This window comes from Kitasatospora sp. NPDC018058, assembly GCF_044327205.1.
GTDB lineage: Bacteria > Actinomycetota > Actinomycetes > Streptomycetales > Streptomycetaceae > Kitasatospora.
The window spans coordinates 272378-296143 of the sequence record NZ_JBIRFA010000007.1 but is presented as its reverse complement, the minus strand read 5'-3'; the positions used below and the strand labels follow the sequence as shown (position 1 = coordinate 296143).

Sequence of the window (23766 nt, the reverse complement as noted above, 5' to 3'; positions counted from 1 at the left end):
CCCGGGCGGCCCCCCCCCCGCGGGGGGCGCCCGGGGGGGGGGCCCGGCCGGCCCCGGGCGGGGCCCCCCCCCCGGGGGGGGGCCCCCGGGGGGGCCCCCCGGGCCCCCCCGACCGGCTCACGCCTCCGGCCCGTACGCGCCGAAGCCGCGGCAGACCAGGCCGTCGCGGAAGGTGAGGACCTCGGCGACGGCCTGCCCGCGCTCGTTGCGGTAGTTGATGACGAGCGTGTCGACGGAGGAACGGACGTCCTCCACGGTGAAGTGCAGATCGGGCAGGTACTCCAGCCCCTTGGCCCAGTAGACGCGAAGGGCGTCCTTGCCGCGCACCTCGCCGGCCGGGTCGCCGATGATCTCGACGATCCGCGGCGAGGCGAAGACGATGTCATCGGTGTAGTGGGCGAGGATGCGCTCCAGGTCGTGCGAGTTCCAGGCGGCGGCCCAGTCCTGGGCGAAGCGGGTGGCGAAGTCGAGGTCCATGGCCTAGGACCGTACGCCAACCGGCCCGCCCCCGCCCGCGATTCCAGGATCCGGTCACCGACGACCGCCCTCGCCCCGGCTCCGGTACCGGCGGTGGGATGCTGGGCGCGATGCCGAGCACCGAGCGCTGTCAGCGAGCGGACGCGGCCGGTCGCGGCAGCGGGAAGCTGCGGCGCATCACCGCGTCGAACGCGGCGTCAGGCAGCAGCCGACGGGCCGTCATCACCACCCGGGAGAGCCCGCCGATGGCATAGCGGGCGCGCGGCCGCGCGGTGGTGGCGGCCCGCACGATGACCCGGGTGGCCGCCTCCGCCGGAACCGCGCCGTTGCGCCGGGTGAAGCTCTTGTGGGCGTACATGTCCGCGAGTTCGGCGCGGAAGGTGCCGTACGGGTCGCCGGAGGCCGGCGGCGCGGCCATGGTGTCCACCGCCGTGCCCGCGAACTCGGTGATGGTGGGCCCGGGCTGGACCACCACCACGTCGATGCCGAACGGCGCCACCTCCAGCCGCAGCGAGTCGCTGATCGCCTCCACGGCGTGCTTGCTGGCGTGGTAGAAGGCGCCGCCGGGCGGGGAGAAGCGGCCTGCCATCGAGGAGATGTTGACGATCCGGCCGCGTCCGGCGGCGCGCATGCCCGGCAGCACCAGCTGAGTCAGCCGGACCAGCCCGAACACATTGGTGTCGAACTGCGCCCGCACCTCGGCCGGGTCCGCCGACTCGACGGGCTGGTGCAGCCCGTACGCGGCGTTGTTGATCAGCAGGTCGATCGAGCCCTGCTGCCGCTCGACCTCCCGGACGGCGGCGACCATCGAGGCCTCGTCCGTGACGTCCAGCGCGAGGGTGGCCATACCCTGGGCGGCGAGGTCGGCGATCGCCTCGGGACGGCGCGCGGTGGCGTACACCCGGTGGCCGAGGCCGTGCAGCGCCAGCGCGGTCTGCCGGCCCATTCCGGAGGAGCAGCCGGTGATCAGGACGGTCTTCGCTGTCATCTCAGGAGTCCTTTGCGCTGAGGAGGGACCAGACGGCCTGCTCGGCCCGGTCGCGCTCGACGGGGGGAAGGTCGGTGACGGCGGCGGGCCGGATCGCCCGGAGCAGCCCCGCGAAGGCACCGAGCGCGAGCGCCACCAGGAACTGCGGCTCACCCTCGCGGATCGCCCCGGCCCGCTGGCCGCGCTCGATGAAGTCGGCTGCGAGTCGGTCGAGTTCGGCCGCCAGGGCGCGGCTCTCCTCGTCCAGGAAGGTGTCGTGCTGCTGGTGCTCCAGGAAGACGAAGGCGGCCGGTCGACGGCCCGCGAAACCGGTGAACCCGGCCCAGAACTGCGCGAACTCCGCCCTGATCGACTCGGCGGGCGCCGCCGTGGCCTCGGCGAGGTGGGCCAACAGGTCGCGCTTGGCGTCCTGGAAGGCGGCGTTGCCGAGCGCTTCCTTGCTGGGGAAGTACCGGTAGATGCTGCCCACCCCGACCCCCGCCCGCGCCGCCACGGCGGGCATCTGGGTGCCCTCGTAGGTCCGCTCGGCGAAGAGCGCGATCGCGGCGTCGAGGAGGAGCTGGGGGGTGTCGTGATGTCGAGGCACGGAATGAATATTCATTCCGGACGGCCGGCGATGTCAAGCGCGCCCGGATGGCCACGCCCGGTGGGCCCGTGATCGTGCAAAGGGAGTACGGACGGCCCGGCCACCACCGCTGGAAACCGCCCCGCGACGCGGCGGGCCGTCCGTCGGCTCAGTACCGCTGCGCCTGGGCCACTCTGGCGACCAGCGCCTTGTCCCGGTCAAGCGGACTGAAGGCGATCGGGGCGGCCTTCGCCGGGCCCCGGGGTCGTTCAGCGGGGTGGTCACCGGGGCCGGGAGCTGCCGTCGCCGTCACCCGGGTGCCGGGCCGTACTGGCGGTGGTGTCGAGCGGCCCGCACCGTGGTGGAAGGGGCGACGACCGACAGGACGGTACAGATGAACGCGAACGACTCCGGTCCCCGCGTCGTGGTCGGCGTCGACGGCTCGCCGTCGTCGCACGCCGCGCTGCGCTGGGCGGTCCGGCACGCCGCGCTGATCGGCGGGGTCGTGGACGCGGTGGGCGCGTGGGAGCCGCCGAGCCACTTCGGCTGGTCGGCGCCGGTGGTCGACACCGCCTTCGACCGGGAGCTGGCCGAGCGGCGGTTCGCCGACGAACTCCACACCGTGCTCGGCGAGGACCAGCCGGTCCAGGTCCGACGGTCGTTGGTCATGGGCGACCCCTCCGACGTCCTCCTGGACGCGTCACAGGGCGCCGAGGTCCTGGTGGTGGGCACCCACGGCCACGGCGGTTTCACCCGGGTGCTGCTCGGCTCGGTGAGCACGCGCTGCGCCCAGCACGCCGACTGTCCGGTGGTCATCGTCCGCGCGCAGTGACGTGACGAAGGGGTCCGGCCGCCCGTGCCGTCCCGCCCGGGGAGCCGAGAGCGGGCGGCACCGGCCCGGCGCCCGGTACCGCCCTGGCAGCGTCACTTCACGGACCCCGCCATCGCACCCTGGACGAAGAACCGCTGGAAGCACAGGAACACCACCACGGGGACCAGGAGCGACAGGAACGCGCCCGGGGCGAGGATGTCCATGTTGCTGCCGAACTGCCGCATCTGGGACTGCAGGTAGACGGTCAGCGGCTGGGAGTCGTTACCGGCGAAGATCAGCGCGACCAACATGTCGTTCCAGACCCAGAGGAACTGGAAGATGCACAGCGAGGCGACGGCCGGCGCGGCCAACGGCAGGGCGAGGGTGCGGAAGATCCGCCACTCCCCGCAGCCGTCCATGCGCGCCGCCTCCAGGAGTTCCGCCGGGATCTCCAGGAACTGGTTGCGCATCAGGAAGACGGCGAACGGCAGCCCGTAGCCGACGTGGAACAGCACCACGCCGGGGATGGTGCCGAACAGTCCGACGGCGCCTTCGAGTTTGGCGACCGGAATGAGGCCGACCTGCACCGGCACGACCAGCAGCCCGACCACGCCGAGGAAGACGGCGTCGCGGCCCGGGAAGCGCATCCACGCGAAGGCGTACCCGGCGCCTGCGGCGAGGGCGACGGTCAGCAGGGTCGCCGGGACGCTGATGAGCACGGTGTTCCACAGCGCCTTGGGGACGTCCCCGCCGCCGAGCAGCGCGGTGTAGTTCTGCAGGGTGAGCTGGGCGGGGTCGGTCAGCGCCGTCCACCAGCCGCCGGTCGCGGCGGACTGCTTGGGCCGCAGGGAGGAGACCAGCAGGCCGACGGTGGGCATCAGCCAGGCCACGGCGGCGACGATCAGCACGGCCTGGACGACGCCGCTGCGGGTGAGGACGGCGAGCCGGGTCGTGAGCGGCACGGCGGGCCGGCCGGCCGGTCCGGGGGCGGTGGTGGTCGGGGCGGCCGGCGCCGCTTGGGTGGTGGTCATGCGCGGCTCCCTCGGAAGCGTCGGACGTTGAGGAGCATCACCGGGACGACCAGGAGGAGCAGCAGGACGCTGAGCGCGCTGCCGAGGCCCTGGTCGTTGCCGCCGCCGAAGGAGACCAGGTAGAGCCGGAGCGCGAGGACGCCGGCGTCCTGCTGTACCGGTCCGGGCGCGATGATGTACACGAGGTCGAAGATCTTCATCACGTTGATGACCATGGTGATGAACACGACGCCGAGGACCGGGGCGAGTTGGGGCACGGTGATGCGGCGGAAGATCTGCCATTCGGTCGCGCCGTCGATCCGGGCCGCTTCGATGGTCTCGCGGGGCAGGTTGGCGAGACCGCCGGCGATGATGACCATGGCGAAGCCGGCCCAGATCCAGATGTAGGCGCCGATGACGGCGGGGGTGACGAAGGTGGGCCCGAGCCAGTCGACGCCGCGGTAGGGGGCGGCGAAGTCGGCGGCCGGCAGGACCACCGAGGCGGTGGCGGACGGGGCGGCGGAGAACCGGAAGGTGCCGTCGTCGGCCGTGGTCGTGGTGGCGATCGTCCGGTCACCGTCCCGGAGTTGGACCTTGACACCGGGCAGGCCCTTCTTCCCGGCGTCCAGCCGGCCGGGGTGGCCGCCGCCGCCCGGGACGAAGTCCAGGAACACCGTGCCGCTGACCCCGTCGCCGTCGGCCGGCTGCTGGGCCGGGCGGGCGGTGGCCGGGAGCGAGCCGGGCTGCACGCCGACCAGTGGCAGCAGTACGACGCGGGTGGTGGCCGCCGCCTTGACGTCGCCGCCCTCGGCTCGGTCGAGGCCGGTTCCGGGGCGCGGTCGGGCACCCGGGTAGGAGGGCTCGTCGGTGAAGGTGTCATGGACCGCTACCGCGGCGGCGTTGAGCACGCCGCGGTGCGGGTCCGCGTCGTAGACCGTGCGGAAGATGATTCCGGCGGCGAGGAAGGAGATCGCCATCGGCATGAAGACGAGCAGTTTGAACGCGGTGGCCCAGCGGACCTTCTCGGTGAGCACCGCGAACACCAGGCCGATCGCGGTCACCAGTGCCGGGGCGACGGCGACCCAGATCGCGTTGTTGCGCACGGCGGTGAGGGTCGCATGGTCGGTGAAGGCGGTGCCGTAGTTGTCGAGCCCGACGAAGTGGCGCCCGGAGGCGTCGAAGAGGCTGCGGGCGACCGAGTAGCCGATGGGGTAGACGACGAGGGCGCCGAGCAGCAGCAGGGCGGGCAGGACGAGGAGCAGGGCGAGGCCCCGGTGGCGCCGGAGCGCGCCACCGGATGCCCGGTCCCTGCGAGATGAGCGCAGAGACATGATGGATCAGCCCTTGTACGCCTTGGCCGCGTCGGCTTCGAGCTTGGCCGCGGCGCCCTGGACGTCGGAGGGGTTGGCGAGGAAGTCCTGGAGGTCCTTCCACTCGCCCTGGCCCGCGGTGCCGCCGAACGCGGCGGGGGCCTGGTCCGACATGTCGAAGCGGAACGTGTCGCCGGCGTCGATCACCGACTTGGCGAACTGCCGGGTGGTGTCGTCGGGGTAGACGGACGGGTCGACGGCCTTGTTGGGCGAGATGAAGCCGCCGGCCTTGGCCCAGACTGCCGCGGCCTCGGGTCCGGCCAGGAACTCGACGAACTTCTGCGCGGCCTCGGGGTGCTTGGCGCCCTTGAGGACGACCGCCGCGTCGCCCGCGCCCATCACGGGGGCCTTGCCGCCGTCCACGGCGGGGAAGGGGAACACCTTGGCGTCGGTGCCGACCTGCTTCTTCAGCTCGGAGGTGATGACACCGCCGACGAAGTCGCCCTCGTAGGTCATGGCGGCCTTGGGCTGAGCGCCGAAGACCTGCTGGACGGAGGCGGGGAAGTCGGTCTGCAGCGCGCCCTGTCCGCCGCCCGCGACGAGCTGCTGGTCACCGAAGACCTTGCCGAGGGTGGTGAGGGCCTTGATCACGGACGGGTCGGTCCACGGGATCTCGTGCCGGGTGAGCTTGTCGTAGAGCTCGGGCCCGGCCTGGGAGAGGTAGACGTTCTCGAACCAGTCGGTGAGGGTCCAGCCGGCCTGGCCGCCGATCGTGAAGGCCGGGGTGCCCGAGTCGGAGAGCGTCCGGCCGGCCTTGAGCAGATCGTCGAAGGTGGCCGGGGGCTGGACGCCGGCGTTCTGGAAGGCGGTGGGGTTGTACCAGACGGTCGACTTGTCGGCGGCCTTGAAGTAGAGGCCGTACTGGGCGCCGTTGACGGTGCCCAGGCTGGACCAGATGCCGGCGTAGTTCTTCTTCGCGGCGTCGGTGACGGCGGGTGAGAGCGGCGCCAGCCAGCCCTTGTCGGCGAACTGCTTGATCACGCCGGGCTGGGCGACCATGACGACGTCCATCGGGTCGCCGCCCTCGATCTTGCTACCGACCACGGTGGAGAGGTTGTCACCCGTGGAGGTGTAGCTGACGGTGGCGCCGGTCTTGGCGGTGAAGGCGTCCAGCACCTTCTTGAAGTTCTCCTGCTCGGTGCCGCTCCAGACGGCGGCGACGGTCAGGCTCTGGCCCTTGAGCTCCTGGGTGGCGGAGCCTGCGGCGGTGCCACCGCCGCCGCTACCGCAGGCGGTCGCGGTGGCGGCGAGGACGACGGAGGCGGCCAGGGTGGGGAGGGTGTTGCGGAGTCTCATCGTCGAGGCTTCCTTCGTGGGGTGGGTGGGATTCACCGAGGTGGGATTCGGCAAGACGGGATTCACCGAGGTGGGATTCACCGAGGTGGGATTCACAGACGTTCCGTCAGATTCGGCTGATCAAGGTGGAGTTGATCCACCAGGCGGCAGTGGCCGGCGGCAGGACGCCGTCACCGCACGGGCCGCTGGCCAGCAGCGGCGGGCCGGGGACCGGGGCCGGAGCGGGGGTGTCGCCGAAGTTGACGGCGCACACCAGGCCCTCGCCGCGGACGAACGCGAGCACCCCGGGCGGGGTCTCCAGCCACCGCAGCGTGCCCTCGCCGAGCTGGGGGAGCTCCCGGCGCAGCTGCAGGGCGGTGCGGTACAGGTGGAACACGGATCCGGCGTCGGCCCGCTGCCGCTCGGCGGTGTGGGCGGCGAACGCGGCCGGCTGCGGGAGCCAGGGCGCGGCCGGGGCGCCCGGCGGGCTGAAGCCGAACGGTGCCTCGGCGCCCGACCAGGGCAGCGGTATCCGGCAGCCGTCGCGGATTCCGGCCCGGCTGCCGGTCCGGTGGAAGATCGGGTCGGTGATCAACTCGTCGGGCAGGTCCAGGACTTCGGGCAGCCCGAGCTCCTCGCCCTGGTAGATGTAGGCGGCTCCGGGCAGGGCCAGCATCAGCAGGGCCGCCGCCGCGGCCCGGGCGGGGCCGCCGGCCCGGTCCTCCCCCGCGAAGCGGCTCACCGTGCGGACCTGGTCGTGGTTGTTGAGCACCCAGGTGACCGTCGATCCGGTGGCGGTGATGTCCCGCACCGCGTCGTCGATGACCCGGTGGAAGTGCGCGAGGTCCCACGGCGCGTGCAGCAGGTGGAAGAAGAAGGCCTGGTGCAGTTCGTCGGGGCGCACGTACAGCGCCTGCTCCGCCGGGGTGGGCACGGAGGCCTCGCCGACCAGCAGCCGTTCACGGCCGTCGCGGGCGGTGTACTCCTCGCAGATCGCGCGCCACCGGCGCCAGACCCCGTGCACCTCCGGCTGGTTCCAGGCCAGCGGGTTGACGGAGTCGCGGGTGCGCTCGTCCGCGTCCGGATCGGGCGAGTCCGGCAGCTCGGGGTGCTTGTACAGGCCGGCCGCCACGTCGATCCGGAACCCGTCCACGCCGCGGTCCAGCCAGAACCGCAGGACCTCCTCGAAGTGGGCGGCGACGTCGGGATCGCGCCAGTTGAAGTCGGGCTGCTCCGGGGTGAACAGGTGGAGGTACCACTGGCCGGGCCGGCCGTCGGCCTCGACGACCCTGGTCCAGGCCGGGCCGCCGAACATGGCCCGCCAGTTGTTGGGCGGCAGCTCGCCGTCCGCGCCGCGGCCGTCGGCGAAGTGGAACCGTGCCCGTTCGGGGCTGTCCGGGCCGTTGGCCAGCGCCTTCTGGAACCACGGGTGCTCGCTGGAGCAGTGGTTCGGTACGACGTCGAGGACGAGCTTGAGGCCGAGCAGTCGGCAGTCCGTCACCAGGCGGTCGAACTCGGCGAGGTCTCCGTAGACCGGGTCGACGGCGCAGTGGTCGGCGATGTCGTAGCCGTGGTCGTGCTGGGGCGAGACGTAGAACGGGTTGAGCCAGACGCCGTCGGCGCCCAGCTGACGCACGTGGTGCAGCTGTTCGCGGACGCCGGCGAGGTCGCCGACACCGTCGCCGTCGGTGTCGCGGAAGCTGCGCACGTAGATCTGGTAGATCACCGCGTCGCGCCACCAGGCACGGGCGGCGGGGGCGGCGGGGGCGTGGGACCGAGCGCGCGGAAGGGTGACCGCGTCGCCGTCGGGGAGGGTGGGGGTGGGCATCTCGCTACTCCAACGGTTATGCATTCGCGTTAGGTATAGCAGGCAGAGATGGCCGCTGTTAAGCCCTAGTTCGGCAAGGTTTTCTCAGGAGTGATGAACAGGCAGGCCTGTTCCGGAATAGATACGTGTTAGGTACTCGCGGGTAGGCGCGTCACAAGCGGCGGGAACACCCCCGCCGACGCCGTCTCAGCCGACGATGGCGCGCAGGTCGGTCGCCAGCCTGGGCAGTGCCGCGTCGGTGGTCCGACGGCCCGACACCACCTCGAACGCCGTCTCGCTGAACGCGAGGCTCAACTGCTGGTACTGCGGCACGCCCGGGCGCGCTCCCGCCGCCAGGATCGCCGTGCGCAGCACGGGCAGGTACGGGAACCGAGCGGTCAGCTCCGGATCCGTGTAGAGATCCGCCCACACCGGCGGCAGTCCCCCGTCGGTCAGCACCCGGGACTGTGCCCGGCGGCTCGTCAGGTAGCCGATCAGCGCCCGCGCGGTGCGCTGGTGCCGGGAGAACCGGCTGACCGCCAGCCCCGATCCGCCGAGCACGCCGCTGCCCGGCCCGTGCGGGCCGGGCAGCGGCACCACACCGAACCGCCCCGCCACCGGTGAACCGGTCGCACCGACCGCGTGGTAGACGTACGGCCAGTTCCGCAGGAAGAGCAGGCCGCCCCGGCCGAACGCCTCGCGGGACTCCTCCTCGCGGTAACCGAGCACCTCGGCGGGGATCCAGCCGTCGCGTACCCCGTCGGCCAGGAACTCCAGCCCGGCGCGGGCCTGCGGGCTGTCGACCACCACCGAGCCGTCGCCGGACAGCAGATCCCCGCCGGCCGAGCGGATGGCCTCCAGCGCGTTGACGGCGAGTCCCTCGTACGGGCTCAGCTGGCCCGCGTACCCGGACAGCCCGTGCGCGGGGGCCAGTGTCCTCGCCTGCCGCGCCAGTTCGGCCCACGTCGTGGGCGGTTGCTCACCCGCGGCGGCCAACACGTCGCTGCGGTAGTACAGCAGGGCGGCGTTGGCGACGAACGGCACCGCGTACAGCCGCCCGTCGTAGCGGCCGGTGCGCACGACCGGCGGCAGGAAGCCGTCCAGTGCGAAGTCCGACTCCTCCAGCGGCACGGTCCAGCGCCGGGCCGCGAACTCGGCCGTCCACACCACGTCGAGGTTGAGCACGTCGAATCGGCTGCCGCCGGCCGACAGCTCCCCGGCGAGCTGGGCGTGCACCTCGTCCGCCGCCTCCGGCAGCTCGACCAGCTCGGCCGGCTGGTCCGGGTGCTCGGCGTTCCAGTCGGCCAGCAGCCCGCGCAGGTAGCGCGTGGTGTCCCGGCCGGTGGCCAGGGTGACCGGCCCGACGCCCTCGGGGTCGCCCGCCGCGCGGGTGCGACCCGCCAGGCCGTACCACGCGGACGCGCCGCCGACCGCGAGCGCCGCCGCCCCGCCCACCAGCGCGCGCGTCACGCGCCGGCGGCCCGGGTCGGGCCCGGTGGGCGGCCGGTCTTCCATGGAGCTCCTTCGCTTCGCCGACGCGGGTGGGCGTCGGCGCACGTCCCTTTATACGGCCTCCCTGCTCAGCGGTGCCCACCTGCCCGTACTGTGTGACCGAGGTGTAACCAGCGACTTCGATCGGACAGGAAGAGGTGACGCCCGGTGCGCCATCAGCTGCTGGCGCTGCTGGCCCGGCAGCCCGCCTACGGGTACGAGCTCAAGCAGGGGCTTGAGCAGACCTTCGGCGCGGCGTACCCTCAGCCGAACATCGGCCAGATCTACGTGACCCTGAGCCGACTGGAGAAGTCCGGCCTGATCCGCGGCACCGAGGTGACGCAGGAGGGCAGACCGGACAAGAAGGTCTACGAGATCACGGAGAAGGGCACCGAGGAACTCGCCGGCTGGTTCGAGGCACCCACCGAGGGGCCCAGGGTCAGGGACGAGTTCTTCATGAAGCTCATCCTGGCCGAAGGCACCGACCTCGCCGACCAGCTGACGCTGATCAACAACCAGCGTCGGCACTGCATCAACATGATGCGCGGACTCAACAAGCTGGCCGCCACCGAGCGCGGAAACCGGACCTCGCTGCTGCTGATCGAGGGTGCGGTCCTGCACCTGCAGGCCGACCTCGACTGGCTGGAGCGTTGCCAGGAGGAGCTGACTTGACCGGCACGGAGCCGATACCGCCGCTGCTGGCCGCCGACGCCCTGGTGCGCTCGCACCTGAGCGGCTCGACCCTGATACCCGCGGTCCGCGGCATCAGCCTGCGGATCGACCGGGGCGAGTTCGTCGCCGTGACCGGCCCCTCGGGTGCCGGCAAGTCCACCCTGCTCCACCTCCTCGGCGGTCTGCTGCGGCCCGACGCGGGCGAGCTGAGGCTCGACGGCCGCCGGGTCGACCGGCTCGGGGAGGCCGCCTGGGCCCGGCTGCGCCGCCGCCACTACGGCATCGTCTTCCAGAGCGGCAATCTGCTCTCGGACTTCTCCGTCGCCGACAACATCGAACTGACCGCGGTGCTCGCGGGCGTGTCCGGCCGCACCGCCCGCGAACGCCGCCGGGAACTCCTGGCAGACCTCGACCTCTCCGACAAGGCCACCGCCGGTCCCGGGGAACTCTCCGGCGGCGAGCGTCAGCGGGTCGCCCTGGCCCGCGCGCTGGTGAACCGGCCGCGACTGCTCCTCGCCGACGAACCGACCGGGAACCTCGACAGCCGCAGCACCCGTGACGTGCTCGCCCTGCTCAGCCGCTACCACGAGCAGGGCACCACCGTCGTGCTGGTCACCCACGACGCCCGCGCGGCGAGCACCGCCGACCGGGTCGTCAGCCTCTTCGACGGCCGGATCGCCGACGACGCCCGCGTGGAGGAGCCTCCCGCCGCGTGGCGCAGCGCGAACGGGGTCCGCGACGTCATCGACTTCGGCGGGTGACGGGGTGCGCGCGCTCCTCCGCTGGATCCGGGCCGATCTGCGCTCGCACCGCGTCCACGCCCTGCTGATCGTCCTCGCCACCGGCGGCACCGCGGCCGCCCTCCTGCTCGCCGGCGCCCTGCTCGGCGCCGCCGCCGACCCGTGGCAGCGTCAGTTCCGGGACGCCGGATCGCCCGACATCAGGATCGACCTGCGCCCTCCCGCGGCCACCGCGAGCGGGACCGACGAACCGTCCACCGCCGTGCTCGCCCGCGAACCCGGCGTCCTCGCGGTCTCACCGCCCCAGCACACGGCCGAGACCACGCTGGTCGGCCGCCGCGCCGACGGGGCCGCCGGGCCGCCGGGCGCGGCGGACCGCACCGACCGCACCGCGCTCGTCCTGCGCGGCGACACCCCGGGTGCGGCCCGGCCGCTGCTGCGCTCCGGTGCCTGGCTCGATCCCGCCGACGTCCACGGCATCGTGCTCGAACAGTCCGCCGCCGACGCCGCCTGGGCCCGCCCCGGGGACCGCCTGACCGTCCTCGACAGCCACGGCGCCCCCGTCGAACTGCGGGTCCTCGGCATCGCGGACAGCCCCGACCAACTGCCCAGCCAGGCCGCGGGCTACGACCTCGGCTGGACCCTCCCCGCCACCCTCGACCTGGTACAGCCGGACCGGGCCGCGCAGGGCCTCACCCTCGGACTTCGCCTGACCCGCCCCTCCGACGCGGGGTATACGGCCCAGCGGGTGGTCAGCGTCCTGGGCGCCGACCGGGTGTCCCGGATCACCACCTGGCTGGACGCGCGGGCCGCGCGGCAGCAGGACGACCGGCTGGCCGGCCTGCTGCTCGGACTCAGCGGACTGGCCGCGCTGCTGTCCGCCGCCCTCGCGGTGGCCGGCGCGGCCGGCGGGCGGATCCGGGCCAGGACCGGCGACATCGCCCTGCTCAAGGCGCTCGGCTTCACCGCCGGCCAGGTCGCCTGGATGTTCATCGTCGAACAGCTCCTGCTCGCCGGCGCCGGTGTCCTGCTCGGTGTCGGCGGCGCGGCGATCGCCGTACACGCCGTCCCGGCGCTCGGCGGCGGGACCGACGCGCTGCACCGGCTCGCGCCCGGAGGTACCGCGGCCACCGGTGCTGTCATGGCCGCGGCACTCGTGGCCGTCGGGGCCGCCGCCGCCCTGCCCGCCCTGCGCGCCGCCCGGGTCGCCCCGGTCCCCCCGACGGACGGCACCCGGCCGACGGCCATGACGACCCGGCCGGTCCGTCTCGGCCTGCTCCGACGGCTGCCGCCGAGCCTCGTGTTCGGACTCGGCAGCGTCCTGCGCCGCCGCTCGGGCCTGGTCGTGAGCGCCGTCCGGCTGACCGTCCCGGTCGTCGCCGCCACCCTGGCGCTGAGCACCTGGGCGACGCTCGACGCCGTCACCCGGCCCGACGGCGGGGTCACGGCCCCGTCCGTCACGGCCCGCCGGACCACCCCCGAACAGACCCCCGACAACGGGCGGCTCGCCGACGCCCTGGCCGCCGACCCCGCCGTGCGGGGCGTCTACCCGGGCACCGAACTGCAGGCCCTCGCGCCCGGCCAGTCCGCGACGCTCACCCTGCGGGCCGTCGGCACCACCGAAGCGCCGTACCCGTACACCGTCGTCGAGGGCCGGGAGATCCGCGCGACCGACGAGGCGGTCGCCGGACAGGGCGCCCTCGACCTGCTCGGCGCCCGGGTCGGCCAGTGGATCCGGCTCACCACCGGCGGCACCCCGCGCATCCTGCACATCGTCGGGCGTGACCTCGAACCGGAGCACGGCGGCCGCGTCCTGTCCACCGGCTTCGACACCCTCGACCGGCCCGGCGACCCCACCCACCCCGGCTTCTGGCGACTGACCCTGCGCCCCGGCCACGACCCCGCCGAGGTCCAGCGCGACCTCCCCGCCCGCGCCGGCCTCGCCGGGCAGGTGGAGCTCCGCCTCTCCGCAGGCCCGGTCACCAGGCCGGACGCCCTGCGGGCCAGCGTGGTCGGACTCCTGGTCGTGCTCGCCCTCATCTGCCTGGTCGAGCTGCTCACCACGGCCGCGGCCGGCTTCCACGAGCGCCGCCGAGACCTGGGACTGCTTCGGGCGATCGGTCTGACCCCGGGCCAGTCCGCCGTCGTGATGGCCGTGCGAGGGACGGCCATCGCCCTGCCCACGGTCGCCGTCGGCTCGGCCGCCGGCATCCCGCTCGTCCGGTGGCTCATCGACCGGCAGGGCGAGCAGGGCGGCATCGGTGCGGGCATCGCCCGCGCCCCCTCCGTCTGGACGCTCCTCGCGGTGGCCGCCGCGGGCGCCGTGGCAGCGGCCGCGCTCTCCGCGCTGCCGGTGCTGCGCGTGCCCCCTCCCACCCGGACTCCGGACGGGGCCGGCCGGTAGACGGGGGTGGCCCCGTGCTCGGTGCTCGACGTCTCCTCGGTCCACAGCTACGACGTGCTGCCTGGGGAAGCGCCGGAAAACCGCAGGGGCGGAAGTCGAAAACGACTTCCGCCCCTGCGAGTCGGAGCGCCGGGCCCGAATCGAACGAACCCCTCCCACTGAAAGTGGGCGTGCTACCGCTGCACCACCGACGCCTGGTCCTGCAGGCCTTCGATCACTTCCGTGATCTTGTCCTGCCGACGAGGAAGAAGTTACCAGCAGATGATCGGCAGAGGAAAATCGGCCGCCGCGGTGGCGTCCGGCCGTCACCCCTGCCCGAGCTGTACCGTCACCGCCCCCTTACGCTCTGGTGAATCGTCACAGGGTTTGACGGTGTCAGGGGGAGGCCTCGTCGACCGGCCGGAGGAAAAGCGGGATGGAGGGAGCGCAGGACGTGACCGCGAGGACGGGGAGTGTGTTCACGGGCGAGGACGTGCCCGCGAAGGAGCGGTTCGACTGCTGGCGGGAGCTGATCGGACGGACCCGGGACAGCGAGATGACCAGCGCTCACGCCGACCACTTCGAGGCGGAGATGCGGCGCCTGGAGCTTGGTCCGGTGACCCTCCTCAGATCGTCCTTCCCGCCCGCGCGTTTCCAGCGGACCGCCAGGATGGTGCGGCGGTCCGACCCGGGGGTGTACCACCTGACGCTGGTACTCGACGGGGGCCTGTCACTGGCGCGCGACGACCGGGACCGGACGGCCGTGTTCGGTCCCGGCGAGCTGTACATGCTCGACAGCACCCAGCCGTACGACGTACGGGCGTTCACCGGCCGCGCCGCCGACCGCGTCGAACGCCGGGTCGAAGCCCTGGGCATCGACTTCCCCGTGTCCCTGCTGCCGCTGCCGCCGTACCGCCTGCACGACCTGATGGGCCGGGGGTTCTCGGGGCGGGAGGGCACGTGCGCGCTGCTCGCGGACTTCCTCTTCGGCCTGGACCGGCAGGCCGCCGCCCTGGGGCCGGCCGAGGCCCCCCGATTGGGGACGGTGGTGGTCGACCTGGTGGCCGCCTGGCTGGCCCGGGAACTGGACGCCGAGGCCGCGCTGCCGGACGACGCCCGGCAACGGGCGCTGATGGAGAACGTCCGGACGTTCATCCGCCGGAACCTGCACGACCCGGAGCTGTCCCCGTCCGTGATCGCCGCCGCACACCACATCTCCGTCAGCTATCTGCACCGTGTGTTCACCCGGCAGTCACAGGGCGAGACGGTCGCCGCCTGGGTCCGCGGCCAGCGGCTGGAGCAGGCCCGCCGCGACCTGGCGGACCCCGCGCTGCGCGCCATGCCGGTCCACGTCCTCGCCGCCCGCTGGGGCATCCCCCGCGCCTCCGACTTCACCCGCGCCTTCCGGGCCGCGTACGGGATCCCGCCCAGCGAGCACCGGCGCCAGGCCCTGTCGGCGTGCGCGAACGGGTCGCCGCGGCGCTGACGCAGCAGCGGGAGCACGGAACGAGTGGACGCAGCGCCAAGGAACTGTCGACGCAGCGCCAACACGGCCGGGCCGCGGCCTGACATCCTCCCGGAGGAACACAACGGCGCCCACGCCGCCGTCCACCTCCGCGCCGGACCGGTCCGGCGCGGAGGACCACAGCGGGCCGACGGCCCGGCACGCCACGGGGGTGCGTGCCGGGCCGCCGCGCTTCCCCCGCCGTGCCCTACCGTCCGGGCTCAGGGCCGAGCGGCCGCTTCGCGCGAACTCGTCGCCGCGGCTCGTGTGCTGACCGTCCGTAATTCGTTTGACCCGGGCACGGGTCGACGCTGGACTGTGGCAGGGCACCACGCGTCGTGGTACCGGTGAACCAGGGAGGCAGCGGCAGCAATGCAGATCCGTTCCACGACCGACCAGGACCTCGACGCCTTCGTCGACACCCTCCATGCCGCGTTCGGGCGCTTCCCGGAGACCCCGGCCGAGGACGGCAGCGGGGTCTGGTGGTCGGCGACCGAGCTGGACCGCAGCCTGCTCGCCGTGGCGGCCGACGGGCGGCCGGTCGGCACCGCCAGCGCGTACTCCTTCGAACTCACCCTGCCCGGTCAGGTCATCACCCCGGTCTCCGGGGTGAGCAACGTGGGCGTCCTGCCCACGCACCGCCGCCAGGGTGTGCTCACCGCGATGATGCGGCACCAGCTCGCCGAGCTGCGGGCCCGCGGGGAGGTCCTCTCCGTGCTGCTGGCCTCCGAGGCCCTGATCTACGGCAGGTTCGGCTATGGCCCGGCGACGTACACCGGACGGCTGACGGTGCCGCGCCACAAGGCCGCCCTCGCCGCCCCCCGGGCCGGCGGCACGGACGCCGGTTCGGTCGAGGTGCTCCGGCGTGCCGAGTGCGGCGAGATCCTGGAGGAGGTCTACGACCGGTACCGCCGCACCCAGCCCGGTGCGCTGTCCCGGCCGCACCGCTGGTGGGCCCTGGGCGCGGGACAGCCCCCGATCGCCTCGGCGCCGCGCTACATAGCCGTCCACCGGGACGCCGACGGCGTTCCGGACGGGTACGCCAGCTACTCGCTCGACGGGGACACCCTGGCGGTCGACGAGACGATCGCCACCGACGACGCCGCCTACAGCGCCCTGGCCCGGTTCGCGCTCGGACACGACCTGATCACCCAGGTCGTCTTCAAGCACTTCCCGTCCGAGCACCCACTGCGCTGGCAGCTCGCGGACTTCAGCGCCGCCCAGGTGGGCAACAGCAGCGACTGGCTATGGGTGCGACTGCTGGACGTGCCGCGCGCGCTGACCTCGCGAGGCTGGTTGAGCGACGGCGAGCTCGTCCTCGACGTGGACGACCCTTTCCTGGGCGAGCACGGCCGCTACCTGCTGACCGTCCGGGACGGCAAGGCCGAGTGCGTCCCGACGGACCGGGAGCCCGACCTGTCCCTGGACGTGCGCGACCTGGGCTCGGTCTACCTCGGCGGTACCGCCCCGAGCACGCTCGTCCGGGCCGGGCACATCCGGGTCCACCGCCCGGACGCGGCCGCCCTCGCCGACGCCCTCTTCCGCGCCGAGCGCCCGCCGTACTGCCTGCACTGGTTCTGACGGGCGGGTGCCCGACCCCCCTCGACAACCCGCCGGGGGGGGGGGGGGGGGGGGGGGGGGGGGGGGCCCCCCCCCCCCCCCCCCCGGGCGGGCCCCCCCGGGGGGGTGGGGGGGCGGCCCGCCCGCGGGGGGGGGGCGGGGGGGGCGCGGGGGGGGGGGGCCCCCCCCCCCCCCCCCCCCCCGGGGGGGGGGGGGGGGGGCCCCCCGGGGGGGGCCCCCCCCCCGCGACCGGCGGCACATGCGCTACGACCGGTAGCGGAAGCGGATCCGGCCGCGGCTGAGGTCGTACGGGCTGAGCTCCACGAGCACCCGGTCCTGCGGGAGGATCTTGATGTGGTTCTTCCGGACCTTCCCGCTGATGTGGGCGAGCACGGTGTGCCCGTTCGGGAGTTCCACCTTGAAGTTGGCGTTGCGCAGGCACTCGACGACGATGCCTTCGACTTCTATGCCATTGGCTGCTTTGGTCATGGCTCTCACCTCTTCGTTTCTTGGTTCACTTGACGCTGTGGTCGGCTGGGAGACCGCGAACGCGCGGCGGGGCGTCAGCGACGGACGAATTCCAGGGTGCTGCCCGCGCGCCGGGCGCCGATGCCCTCGAAGAGGGCGGTGGCGGCCGCGTTGGACTCCGTGACCTCGGCCCAGACCGAGGCCGTCCCGCGGCGGTGCAGCGCGTCCAGCGTGTCGGCCAGCAGCGCCCGGGCGATGCCGTGGCGCTGCAGGTCGGCCCGGACCGCGATCAGGCCGATCCGCGGCTGCCGGGTCAGCGGCGCCAGCCGGAGCAGCCCGACGTACCGGCCCGCCTGTCGGGCCACCGCGTACTTCGACGGGTCGACCACGGTGGTCCCCGCCGGGCGGGGCAGCACCTGGGCCGGCATCGTCTGCCAGCCGGGACCGGCCTCGATCTCGGCGTGCAGGACCTGGTCCAGGGCGCGCAGGGGCGCCTCCTCCACCTGACCGACGGGCACGATGACCACGCCCGCCGGGGGCCGCACCGGGCCGAGTCCGGTGACCTGCGGGTCGGTGGGCACGACGTAGCCCCACTCGCGGCGCACGGTCGTGAAGCCGGCCCGCTGCCAGGCGGACGTCGAGTCCCGGTCGGTTTCGTCGGCGACGGCGTACAGCGGTGCCGGCAGGTCCGCCGTCATCGCTCCGGCGATGCGGTCGAAGTCCTCACCGTGCCACGCGTCGATGCCGACGAAGAGCCGGCCGTCGGGCCGGACCGAGGCGTCGCCGCGGCCGACCACCTGGTCGCCGTCCATGGCGTGCCACTCGGTGTCCGACACCCGCGTGACCACGATCGCGTGGTCTCCGGTGCCCGGGGCGTGGTCGCCGGTGCTGGGAATGGAATGCGAATCGTTCATGGTGTTGCCTTTCGGAAGTGCCTTCTTCGAGGCGCTCCCGGGCGACACCAAGGTCAATCGCCCGCCGTGACGGAAAGGGGGAGCACCCACACGGATACAGCCTTCATGGGTGTCACCTCCTCGCGTCGTCTCACGGCTGTGCAGACAGTAGCAGCCGACGATGTGCCCGCCCAACCCATTTATCGGTCCACGGGGTCCGCCCGCACCCCCGTCGCGGGCGGACCCCGACGGCCGGTCAGGCGAGGGTCTGGCAGAGGTTCTCCACCTGGTGCTGGACCAGCACCTCGACCTGGTGGTCCGGGTGCGGCGGAGGCATGGGGCTGGTACGGGCGGTCCGCTCTCCGCCGACACGGCCCCCTCGGCCATGCCGTGGACCACGACGAGGTCACGCACGGATCCCTCGCGAGCGAGTCCGGCCCGGTACCCGAGGGGTCGGGTGCCGGGCCGGTCGGTGTGGCGTCGGGTCAGCGCGCTGCGGTCTTGCGGGTGCGCCGGGAGACGGAGTCCAGGACGACGGCGCCGAGCAGGACGGCACCGGTGATCATGTACTGGATGGCCTGGTTGACGTGGACCAGGTCGAGGCCGGTGATGATCGACTGGATGACCAGGATGCCCAGCAGGGCGGACCAGGTCTTGCCGCGCCCGCCGAAGAGGCTGGTGCCGCCGATGACGGCCGCGGCGATGGAGTTCATCAGGACGTTGCCGCCGCCGAGGAGCTTGTCGGCGGATCCCTGCTGGGAGGCGATGAACAGACCGCCGAGGGCGGCCATGCCGGCGGAGATCATGAAGACCGAGATCCGGACCCAGGCGACGTTGATGCCCGCCCGGCGGGCGGCCTCCACGCCACCGCCGACGGCGAAGATCTGCCGGCCGTAGCCGGTGCGGCGCAGGACGAAGTCGGTGATGACGACGACGGCCAGGAAGACCAGCAGCGGCAGCGGCAGGCCGCGGTCCTGGTTGAGCATGTAGGCGGCGGTCAGCCCGATGACGGCGAGGACACCGGTGCGCAGCGCGATCTCGCCCATGGGCCGCGCGGTGAGGCCGGCGGCGGTGCGGCGGCGGGCGTCGAGGATCTGCCCGGCGGCGAAGAGCGCGATGCCGAGGACGGCGAGGCCCCAGGTGTAGGCGATGTCGCCGTCGCCGAGGAAGTAGGTGTCCAGGTTGGCCAGGACGCCGTCGTTGACGACGTTGACGGTGCCCTTGTCGCCGAGGACGTACTGCTGCAGACCGCTCCAGGCGAGCAGGCCGGCGAGGGTGACGACGAAGGCCGGTACGCCGATCTTGGCGAAGAAGAAGCCGTGCAGGGCGCCGATGGCGACGGCGGCGCCGACGGCGATCAGGCAGGCGACCCACTCGTTGTAGCCGGAGCGCACGGACAGGACGGCGGCGATCGCGGCGGAGACGCCGGCGACGGAGCCGAGGGAGAGGTCGATCTCGCCGAGGAGGAGCACGAAGACGATGCCGACGGCGATCAGGCCGGGGCCCGCGATCCACTTGGTGATGTTGGTGAGGTTGTCGGCGTTGAGGAAGTCCCCGGTGACGCTCTGGAAGATGGCGCCGATGAGGATCAGGCCGAGGACGACGGGCACGGAGCCGAGGTCGCCGTTCTTCATCTTCCGCTTGAACTCCCCGATGTAGCCGGCGAAGCCGGCCTCGCGGACGAGCAGACGGGGATCGACCGCGGGGGTGGCCGGGGCGGGCTGGGCCGGGGTGGTCTGTTCGGTGGTCACTTCGCTTCCTCCGCGAGTCGGGCCTGGCGCCGGGTGACGGCGTTCTCGGTGGCGCCGGTGATGGCGGAGATGATCTCCTCGTGCGAGGTGCCGGCCACCTCGAAGACGCCGTTGTTGCGGCCCAGCCGCAGGACGGCGACCGTGTCGGCGACGGCCTTGACGTCGGCCATGTTGTGGCTGATCAGGATGACGCCGAGGCCGCGTTCGCGCAGGCGCTCGACGAGGTCCAGGACCTGGGCGGTCTGCTCGACGCCGAGGGCGGCGGTGGGCTCGTCCAGGATGACGATCTTGGGGTCGCCGACCAGGGCGCGGGCGATGGCGACCACCTGGCGCTGGCCGCCGGAGAGGGCGGCGATCGGGATGCGCACGCTCGGGATGCGGATGGAGAGGGTGTCGAGCAGTTCGCGGGCGCGCTTCTCCATGGCGACCTCGTCGAGCGTGCCGAAGCTCTTGAGCTCGCGGCCGAGGAAGAGGTTGCCGACCACGTCGAGGTTGTCGCAGAGCGCGAGGTCCTGGTAGACGGTGGCGACGCCGAGGGCCTGGGCGTCGTTCGGACGGCCGATGGAGACCGCCTTGCCCTCCCACTCGATCGTTCCCTCGTCGATGGGGTGGACGCCGGCGATGGTCTTCACCAGCGTGGACTTTCCGGCGCCGTTGTCGCCCACCAGGGCCACCACCTCGCCTGCGTGTACCTCCAGGTGCACGTCGGTCAGTGCCTGGACGGCGCCGAAGCGCTTGGAGACCCCGCGCAACGCCAGTACGGGTGCGCCTGTCACGTGAACCATCTCCTTCTTCCCGTGCGCGCCGTGATGGTGGGTCGGCGACCGGGCTGGCCCGCGCGCCGTGCGGGGCGGGCGGGTGAGCGTCGTAAAGGGGTGCTGGGGCGGGGCGGAGCCCGCCGCACGGTGTGGGCGGTGCTCCCCGGGGAGTGGGGAGCTCCGCCCGCGCGTGCTACTTCAGGCCGGCGGCGTGTTACTCCGAGCCGGCCGCGTGTTACTTCAGGCCGGCGGCGGCGCAGGCGGCGGCGTAGTCCGCGGTGCAGATGTCGGCGGCCTTGTAGAGGCCGTCGGCGATGACGGTGTCCTGGATGTTGGCCTTGGTGACGACCTTGGGGTCGAGCAGCTTGGCCGGGATGCCCTTGTCGGTGGCGCTGTCGATGCTGGCGCTGGCGACGGACTTGACGTCCTTGCCCTGCAGGAGGTCGACGGCCAGTTCGGCGGCGTTGTCGGCGAGCGGCTTGTAGGCCTTGTAGATGGTGTAGGCCTGGTCGCCGTTGACGATGCGCTGGACGGCGTCGAGGCCGGCGTCCTGGCCGCCGACCGGGACCTTGATGCCCGCGCCCTGGAGCTGGGTGATGATCGCGCCGGCCATGCCGTCGTTGGCGGAGTAGACGCCCTGGAAGCCGTCCTTGCCGAACTGGGTGATCGCGGCGCCGATCTTCTGCCCGGCGACGGTGGGCTTCCACTCGCCCGACTGCTCGTAGACGATCTTCTTGACCTTGCCGTCGAGGACCTTGTGGGCGCCCGCCTTGAACTGGCCGGCGTTCGGGTCCGCGTCGTCGCCGTTGATCATGACGATGTTGGCGTCGGCGGCCTTGTCCCCGAGGGCGTCGACCAGGGCCTGGCCCTGGAGCTCGCCGACCTTCTCGTTGTCGAAGGAGACGTAGGCGGCGACCGGGCCGGTGGCCAGGCGGTCGTAGGCGACGACCTTGACGCCCTTGGCGGCGGCCTCCTTGACCCAGGCCTGGGTGGAGGTGGCGTCGAAGGCGTCCAGGACGATGACCTTCACGCCCTGGGCGATCAGGGTGTCGAACTGCTGCTTCTGCTTGGCGGCGCTGCCCTCGGCGTTGTTGTAGAGCACCTTGCAGTCCGCGCACAGGGCCTTGACCTTGGCCTCGATGAACGGGCGGTCGAAGGACTCGTAGCGCGTCGAGGACGCGTTCTCGGGCAGCAGCAGACCGATGGACTTGTTGTCGCCGGAGGCGGCAGAGTCCTTCTTGTCGCCGCCGGCCTTGCCGCACGCGGCCATGGACAGGGCCATCGAGACGGCTGCGGTGGCGATGACGGCGCGACGCATCGTTGCGTTCATGTGGGGGTGCCTCCCTGACGTCGCCGCGACGGTGCGGCGGAGTGGGACGGAGTCAACCCGCATATGCCAGATGGAGTCAAGAAGTAAATCCATGACGAGACCAGACTGGGCCTTTTCGTTATCTTCCTGAAGGCATTCGTTCATCAGTCGAACCCGATGGGTCGGCCGGTCGCCGGCAGGCGGACCCGTCGGGCTCGACTACGTTCTCCTTGGTCAACGGACTGGACCCGAAGGACTCGGCCCGGCCGTGTGCGGAACTGATGTGTTCAAGATGTGTCCACTTCGACGTTTCTTCGCCAGTCGGACACATATGTCACGACGACGGCCCCACCGGCGGGCCGTCCGACCCACGCGGGCTCCAGGGACACGACTCTCCGACCCGGCGGGGATACTGACGCCACGTCAGCGATGGCGCGCGGGGATGACCGGCCCGCCCTCACCGTCCGCCCACCCTCACCGCCCGCCTACCGGCCTTACCGGTCGGACCGACGGCCGGGCAGGAGCAGGCACAGCGGAACGGCGACGGCGGTGAGCGCGACCGACCACCAGAAGGCGGTGTCGTAGCCGTGGGCCAGCCCTTCGGGCGTGCGAGCGCCGCCGGTGGCGCGCTGGAGGACGACGGCCAGGACGGCGACGCCGATCGATCCACCGATCTGCTGGGCGACGCGGCTGATGATGCTGGCGTCGGGGATCTCGCCGTGCCGCAGGCCGACGTAGGCGGCGCCCATGGGGGCGATCATGGCGGTGCCCAGGCCGATGCCGCGCACGAGCAGGGCGGCCATCAGCCAGAGCTCGCCGGTGTGGGCGGTGACGAACGCGAACGGCACGGTGGACGCGGCGACTAACCCGAACGCGACCAGGGACACCCGGCGCGGCCCGAAGCGGTCGGTGTACCTGCCCGCCAGGCCGCGCGCGATCAGCGCGCCGACACCCTGGGGGATCAGGAGCAGCCCGGCGCCGAGGGCGTCCCGGCCGCGGACCTGCTGGAAGTACAGGGGCAGCAGCATCATGGCGCCGTACAGCGCGATGCCGCCCAGGAACAGCAGCGTGGCGGAGGAGGCCACGGCGCGGTGGCGGAACAGCCGCAGGTCGACCAGGGCGCCGCCGGGGCGGGCGAGCGCCCGGGCGGTGAAGCAGCCGATCAGGGCGGCTCCACCGATCACGGGGACGAGGACGTCCGCGCTGACGAACCCCGCGCTGCCCTGGACCTCGGACAGCCCGTAGATGAGAGCGGCCACGCCCGGTGACAGCAGCAGCAGGCCGACGGCGTCCAGGCGGGGGCGGGGGCTTTCGGGGCCGGGCCGGTCGTCGGGGAGGTCGCGCCAGGCGAGCAGGCCGCCGACGACGCAGAACGGGATGTTGACGAGGAACATCCACCGCCAGTCGGCCAGGTGCAGGATGAGCCCGCCCAGGACCGGGCCGAGGACGGGCCCCAGCGCGGTGGGCACGGTGATGAGGGACATCACCCTGCCGCTGTCGCGACCCTGGGCGGCCTGCACGAGCAGCGTGGCCGTGAGCGGCATCATGACGCCGCCGCCGATGCCCTGCACCACCCGGAACGCGATCAGGCCGACGGCACTCCAGGCCAGGGCGCTCGCGATCGAGCCGAGCAGGAACACGCCCAGGGCGGTGATCCACAGACGGCGGCCGCCGAACCTGGCCTGGGCCCAGCCGGCGAGCGGGATGGTGACGAACACCGCCAGCAGGTAGCCGGTGCTCACCCACTGGACGGTGGACAGCGGTGCACGCAGGTCCCGGGACAGGTCCTCCAGGGCGACGCTGACGATGGTGGTGTCGAAGACGACGGCCAGGGCGCCGGTGATCAGGGTGACGGCCATCCGCCACACGGCGGGGTCCACCCGGTCGGCGTCGGCCGTGGGCGGGGCGGGGTCTGCGAGGTGGGGGGCGGTCAT

Annotated in this window: 20 protein-coding genes and 1 tRNA gene; 6 read left to right on the top strand and 15 right to left on the bottom strand. The window is 72.9% G+C overall.

The window, feature by feature from the left end; translation table 11 throughout:
* Positions 1 to 117: 117 nt before the first annotated feature.
* From ACH4E7_RS12905 to ACH4E7_RS12895, 3 genes are all read right to left on the bottom strand, one after another.
* The gene (locus ACH4E7_RS12905; protein ID WP_396249081.1) at positions 118 to 477 is read right to left on the bottom strand and encodes a nuclear transport factor 2 family protein; all 360 of its coding nucleotides are present in this window, start codon (positions 475 to 477) and stop codon (positions 118 to 120) included.
* 130 nt (positions 478 to 607) lie between these two features.
* Positions 608 to 1465 (bottom strand): SDR family NAD(P)-dependent oxidoreductase, encoded by an 858-nt coding sequence (locus ACH4E7_RS12900; RefSeq protein WP_396249080.1) that lies wholly within the window; start codon positions 1463 to 1465, stop codon positions 608 to 610.
* Between the two features lies 1 nt (position 1466).
* On the bottom strand, positions 1467 to 2051 hold the full coding sequence (locus ACH4E7_RS12895) for a TetR/AcrR family transcriptional regulator (protein ID WP_396249079.1): 585 nt from the start codon (positions 2049 to 2051) through the stop codon (positions 1467 to 1469).
* A 373-nt stretch (positions 2052 to 2424) separates the two neighbouring features.
* On the opposite strand from ACH4E7_RS12895, the gene ACH4E7_RS12890 reads away from it, so the two are divergent.
* Positions 2425 to 2862: a universal stress protein gene (locus ACH4E7_RS12890; protein WP_396249078.1), complete on the top strand. Its 438-nt coding sequence runs from the start codon at positions 2425 to 2427 to the stop codon at positions 2860 to 2862.
* Between the two features lie 92 nt (positions 2863 to 2954).
* Here ACH4E7_RS12890 and ACH4E7_RS12885 read toward each other — a convergent pair whose 3' ends face one another.
* The 5 genes from ACH4E7_RS12885 to ACH4E7_RS12865 all read right to left on the bottom strand — a co-directional run bounded on the left by ACH4E7_RS12885 (position 2955) and on the right by ACH4E7_RS12865 (position 9818).
* Positions 2955 to 3872 (bottom strand): carbohydrate ABC transporter permease, encoded by a 918-nt coding sequence (locus ACH4E7_RS12885; RefSeq protein WP_396249077.1) that lies wholly within the window; start codon positions 3870 to 3872, stop codon positions 2955 to 2957.
* On the bottom strand, positions 3869 to 5182 hold the full coding sequence (locus ACH4E7_RS12880) for a carbohydrate ABC transporter permease (protein ID WP_396249076.1): 1314 nt from the start codon (positions 5180 to 5182) through the stop codon (positions 3869 to 3871). The genes ACH4E7_RS12885 and ACH4E7_RS12880 overlap by 4 nt, the downstream gene beginning before the upstream one ends.
* A gap of 6 nt (positions 5183 to 5188) precedes the next feature.
* The gene (locus ACH4E7_RS12875; RefSeq protein WP_396249075.1) at positions 5189 to 6517 is read right to left on the bottom strand and encodes an ABC transporter substrate-binding protein; all 1329 of its coding nucleotides are present in this window, start codon (positions 6515 to 6517) and stop codon (positions 5189 to 5191) included.
* A 106-nt stretch (positions 6518 to 6623) separates the two neighbouring features.
* Positions 6624 to 8324 carry an alpha-amylase family glycosyl hydrolase gene (locus ACH4E7_RS12870; protein WP_396249074.1) on the bottom strand — a complete coding sequence of 567 codons (1701 nt, stop codon included), beginning with the start codon at positions 8322 to 8324 and terminating at the stop codon, positions 6624 to 6626.
* Positions 8325 to 8510: 186 nt separating this feature from the next.
* Positions 8511 to 9818: an ABC transporter substrate-binding protein gene (locus ACH4E7_RS12865; protein ID WP_396249073.1), complete on the bottom strand. Its 1308-nt coding sequence runs from the start codon at positions 9816 to 9818 to the stop codon at positions 8511 to 8513.
* 144 nt (positions 9819 to 9962) lie between these two features.
* Here ACH4E7_RS12865 and ACH4E7_RS12860 point away from each other — a divergent pair, with 144 nt between their 5' ends.
* The 3 genes from ACH4E7_RS12860 to ACH4E7_RS12850 are packed head-to-tail and all read left to right on the top strand — an operon-like array spanning position 9963 to position 13610.
* Positions 9963 to 10466, top strand: a complete 504-nt coding sequence (locus ACH4E7_RS12860) for a PadR family transcriptional regulator (protein WP_380321174.1) — start codon at positions 9963 to 9965, stop codon at positions 10464 to 10466.
* A complete protein-coding gene (locus ACH4E7_RS12855) occupies positions 10463 to 11227 on the top strand; it encodes an ABC transporter ATP-binding protein (protein ID WP_396249072.1) in 765 nt (254 codons plus the stop codon). Before ACH4E7_RS12860 ends, ACH4E7_RS12855 begins: the two co-directional genes overlap by 4 nt.
* Before the next feature lie 4 nt (positions 11228 to 11231).
* A complete protein-coding gene (locus ACH4E7_RS12850; RefSeq protein WP_396249071.1) occupies positions 11232 to 13610 on the top strand; it encodes an FtsX-like permease family protein in 2379 nt (792 codons plus the stop codon).
* Positions 13611 to 13735: 125 nt separating this feature from the next.
* Here ACH4E7_RS12850 and ACH4E7_RS12845 read toward each other — a convergent pair.
* Positions 13736 to 13804: transfer RNA gene (locus tag ACH4E7_RS12845), tRNA-Glu, on the bottom strand.
* A gap of 221 nt (positions 13805 to 14025) precedes the next feature.
* Here ACH4E7_RS12845 and ACH4E7_RS12840 point away from each other — a divergent pair.
* Both ACH4E7_RS12840 and ACH4E7_RS12835 read left to right on the top strand, forming a co-directional pair.
* Entirely contained in the window at positions 14026 to 15075 is a 1050-nt protein-coding gene (locus ACH4E7_RS12840; protein WP_396249070.1) for an AraC family transcriptional regulator, read from the top strand.
* Between the two features lie 390 nt (positions 15076 to 15465).
* Positions 15466 to 16674 (top strand): GNAT family N-acetyltransferase, encoded by a 1209-nt coding sequence (locus tag ACH4E7_RS12835; protein ID WP_396249069.1) that lies wholly within the window; start codon positions 15466 to 15468, stop codon positions 16672 to 16674.
* A 243-nt stretch (positions 16675 to 16917) separates the two neighbouring features.
* On the opposite strand, the gene infA is transcribed toward ACH4E7_RS12835, so the two are convergent.
* The 6 genes from infA to ACH4E7_RS12805 all read right to left on the bottom strand — a co-directional run bounded on the left by infA (position 16918) and on the right by ACH4E7_RS12805 (position 23766).
* Positions 16918 to 17142: a translation initiation factor IF-1 gene (gene infA / locus ACH4E7_RS12830; RefSeq protein WP_396249068.1), complete on the bottom strand. Its 225-nt coding sequence runs from the start codon at positions 17140 to 17142 to the stop codon at positions 16918 to 16920.
* Positions 17143 to 17216: 74 nt separating this feature from the next.
* On the bottom strand, positions 17217 to 18035 hold the full coding sequence (locus ACH4E7_RS12825; RefSeq protein WP_396249067.1) for a GNAT family N-acetyltransferase: 819 nt from the start codon (positions 18033 to 18035) through the stop codon (positions 17217 to 17219).
* Between the two features lie 464 nt (positions 18036 to 18499).
* Positions 18500 to 19765 (bottom strand): sugar ABC transporter permease, encoded by a 1266-nt coding sequence (locus ACH4E7_RS12820; RefSeq protein ID WP_396249066.1) that lies wholly within the window; start codon positions 19763 to 19765, stop codon positions 18500 to 18502.
* Positions 19762 to 20550, bottom strand: coding sequence for an ATP-binding cassette domain-containing protein (locus ACH4E7_RS12815; RefSeq protein WP_355676498.1), 789 nt, complete (start codon positions 20548 to 20550; stop codon positions 19762 to 19764). The genes ACH4E7_RS12820 and ACH4E7_RS12815 overlap by 4 nt, the downstream gene beginning before the upstream one ends.
* Positions 20551 to 20758: 208 nt before the next feature.
* The gene (locus tag ACH4E7_RS12810; protein WP_396249065.1) at positions 20759 to 21853 is read right to left on the bottom strand and encodes a sugar ABC transporter substrate-binding protein; all 1095 of its coding nucleotides are present in this window, start codon (positions 21851 to 21853) and stop codon (positions 20759 to 20761) included.
* A gap of 473 nt (positions 21854 to 22326) precedes the next feature.
* Positions 22327 to 23766, bottom strand: coding sequence for an MDR family MFS transporter (locus tag ACH4E7_RS12805; protein ID WP_396249064.1), 1440 nt, complete (start codon positions 23764 to 23766; stop codon positions 22327 to 22329).

Excerpts from the sequence above, each read along its gene's own strand:
- ACH4E7_RS12905 (WP_396249081.1), bottom strand. The coding sequence starts at position 477 with ATGGACCTCGACTTCGCCACCCGCTTCGCCCAGGACTGGGCCGCCGCC.
- ACH4E7_RS12900 (WP_396249080.1), bottom strand. The coding sequence starts at position 1,465 with ATGACAGCGAAGACCGTCCTGATCACCGGCTGCTCCTCCGGAATGGGC.
- ACH4E7_RS12890 (WP_396249078.1), top strand. The coding sequence starts at position 2,425 with ATGAACGCGAACGACTCCGGTCCCCGCGTCGTGGTCGGCGTCGACGGC.
- ACH4E7_RS12885 (WP_396249077.1), bottom strand. The coding sequence starts at position 3,872 with ATGACCACCACCCAAGCGGCGCCGGCCGCCCCGACCACCACCGCCCCC.
- ACH4E7_RS12880 (WP_396249076.1), bottom strand. The coding sequence starts at position 5,182 with ATGTCTCTGCGCTCATCTCGCAGGGACCGGGCATCCGGTGGCGCGCTC.
- ACH4E7_RS12875 (WP_396249075.1), bottom strand. The coding sequence starts at position 6,517 with ATGAGACTCCGCAACACCCTCCCCACCCTGGCCGCCTCCGTCGTCCTC.
- ACH4E7_RS12870 (WP_396249074.1), bottom strand. The coding sequence starts at position 8,324 with ATGCCCACCCCCACCCTCCCCGACGGCGACGCGGTCACCCTTCCGCGC.
- ACH4E7_RS12865 (WP_396249073.1), bottom strand. The coding sequence starts at position 9,818 with ATGGAAGACCGGCCGCCCACCGGGCCCGACCCGGGCCGCCGGCGCGTG.
- ACH4E7_RS12840 (WP_396249070.1), top strand. The coding sequence starts at position 14,026 with ATGGAGGGAGCGCAGGACGTGACCGCGAGGACGGGGAGTGTGTTCACG.
- ACH4E7_RS12835 (WP_396249069.1), top strand. The coding sequence starts at position 15,466 with ATGCAGATCCGTTCCACGACCGACCAGGACCTCGACGCCTTCGTCGAC.
- infA (WP_396249068.1), bottom strand. The coding sequence starts at position 17,142 with ATGACCAAAGCAGCCAATGGCATAGAAGTCGAAGGCATCGTCGTCGAG.
- ACH4E7_RS12825 (WP_396249067.1), bottom strand. The coding sequence starts at position 18,035 with ATGAACGATTCGCATTCCATTCCCAGCACCGGCGACCACGCCCCGGGC.
- ACH4E7_RS12815 (WP_355676498.1), bottom strand. The coding sequence starts at position 20,550 with ATGGTTCACGTGACAGGCGCACCCGTACTGGCGTTGCGCGGGGTCTCC.
- ACH4E7_RS12810 (WP_396249065.1), bottom strand. The coding sequence starts at position 21,853 with ATGAACGCAACGATGCGTCGCGCCGTCATCGCCACCGCAGCCGTCTCG.
- ACH4E7_RS12805 (WP_396249064.1), bottom strand. The coding sequence starts at position 23,766 with ATGACCGCCCCCCACCTCGCAGACCCCGCCCCGCCCACGGCCGACGCC.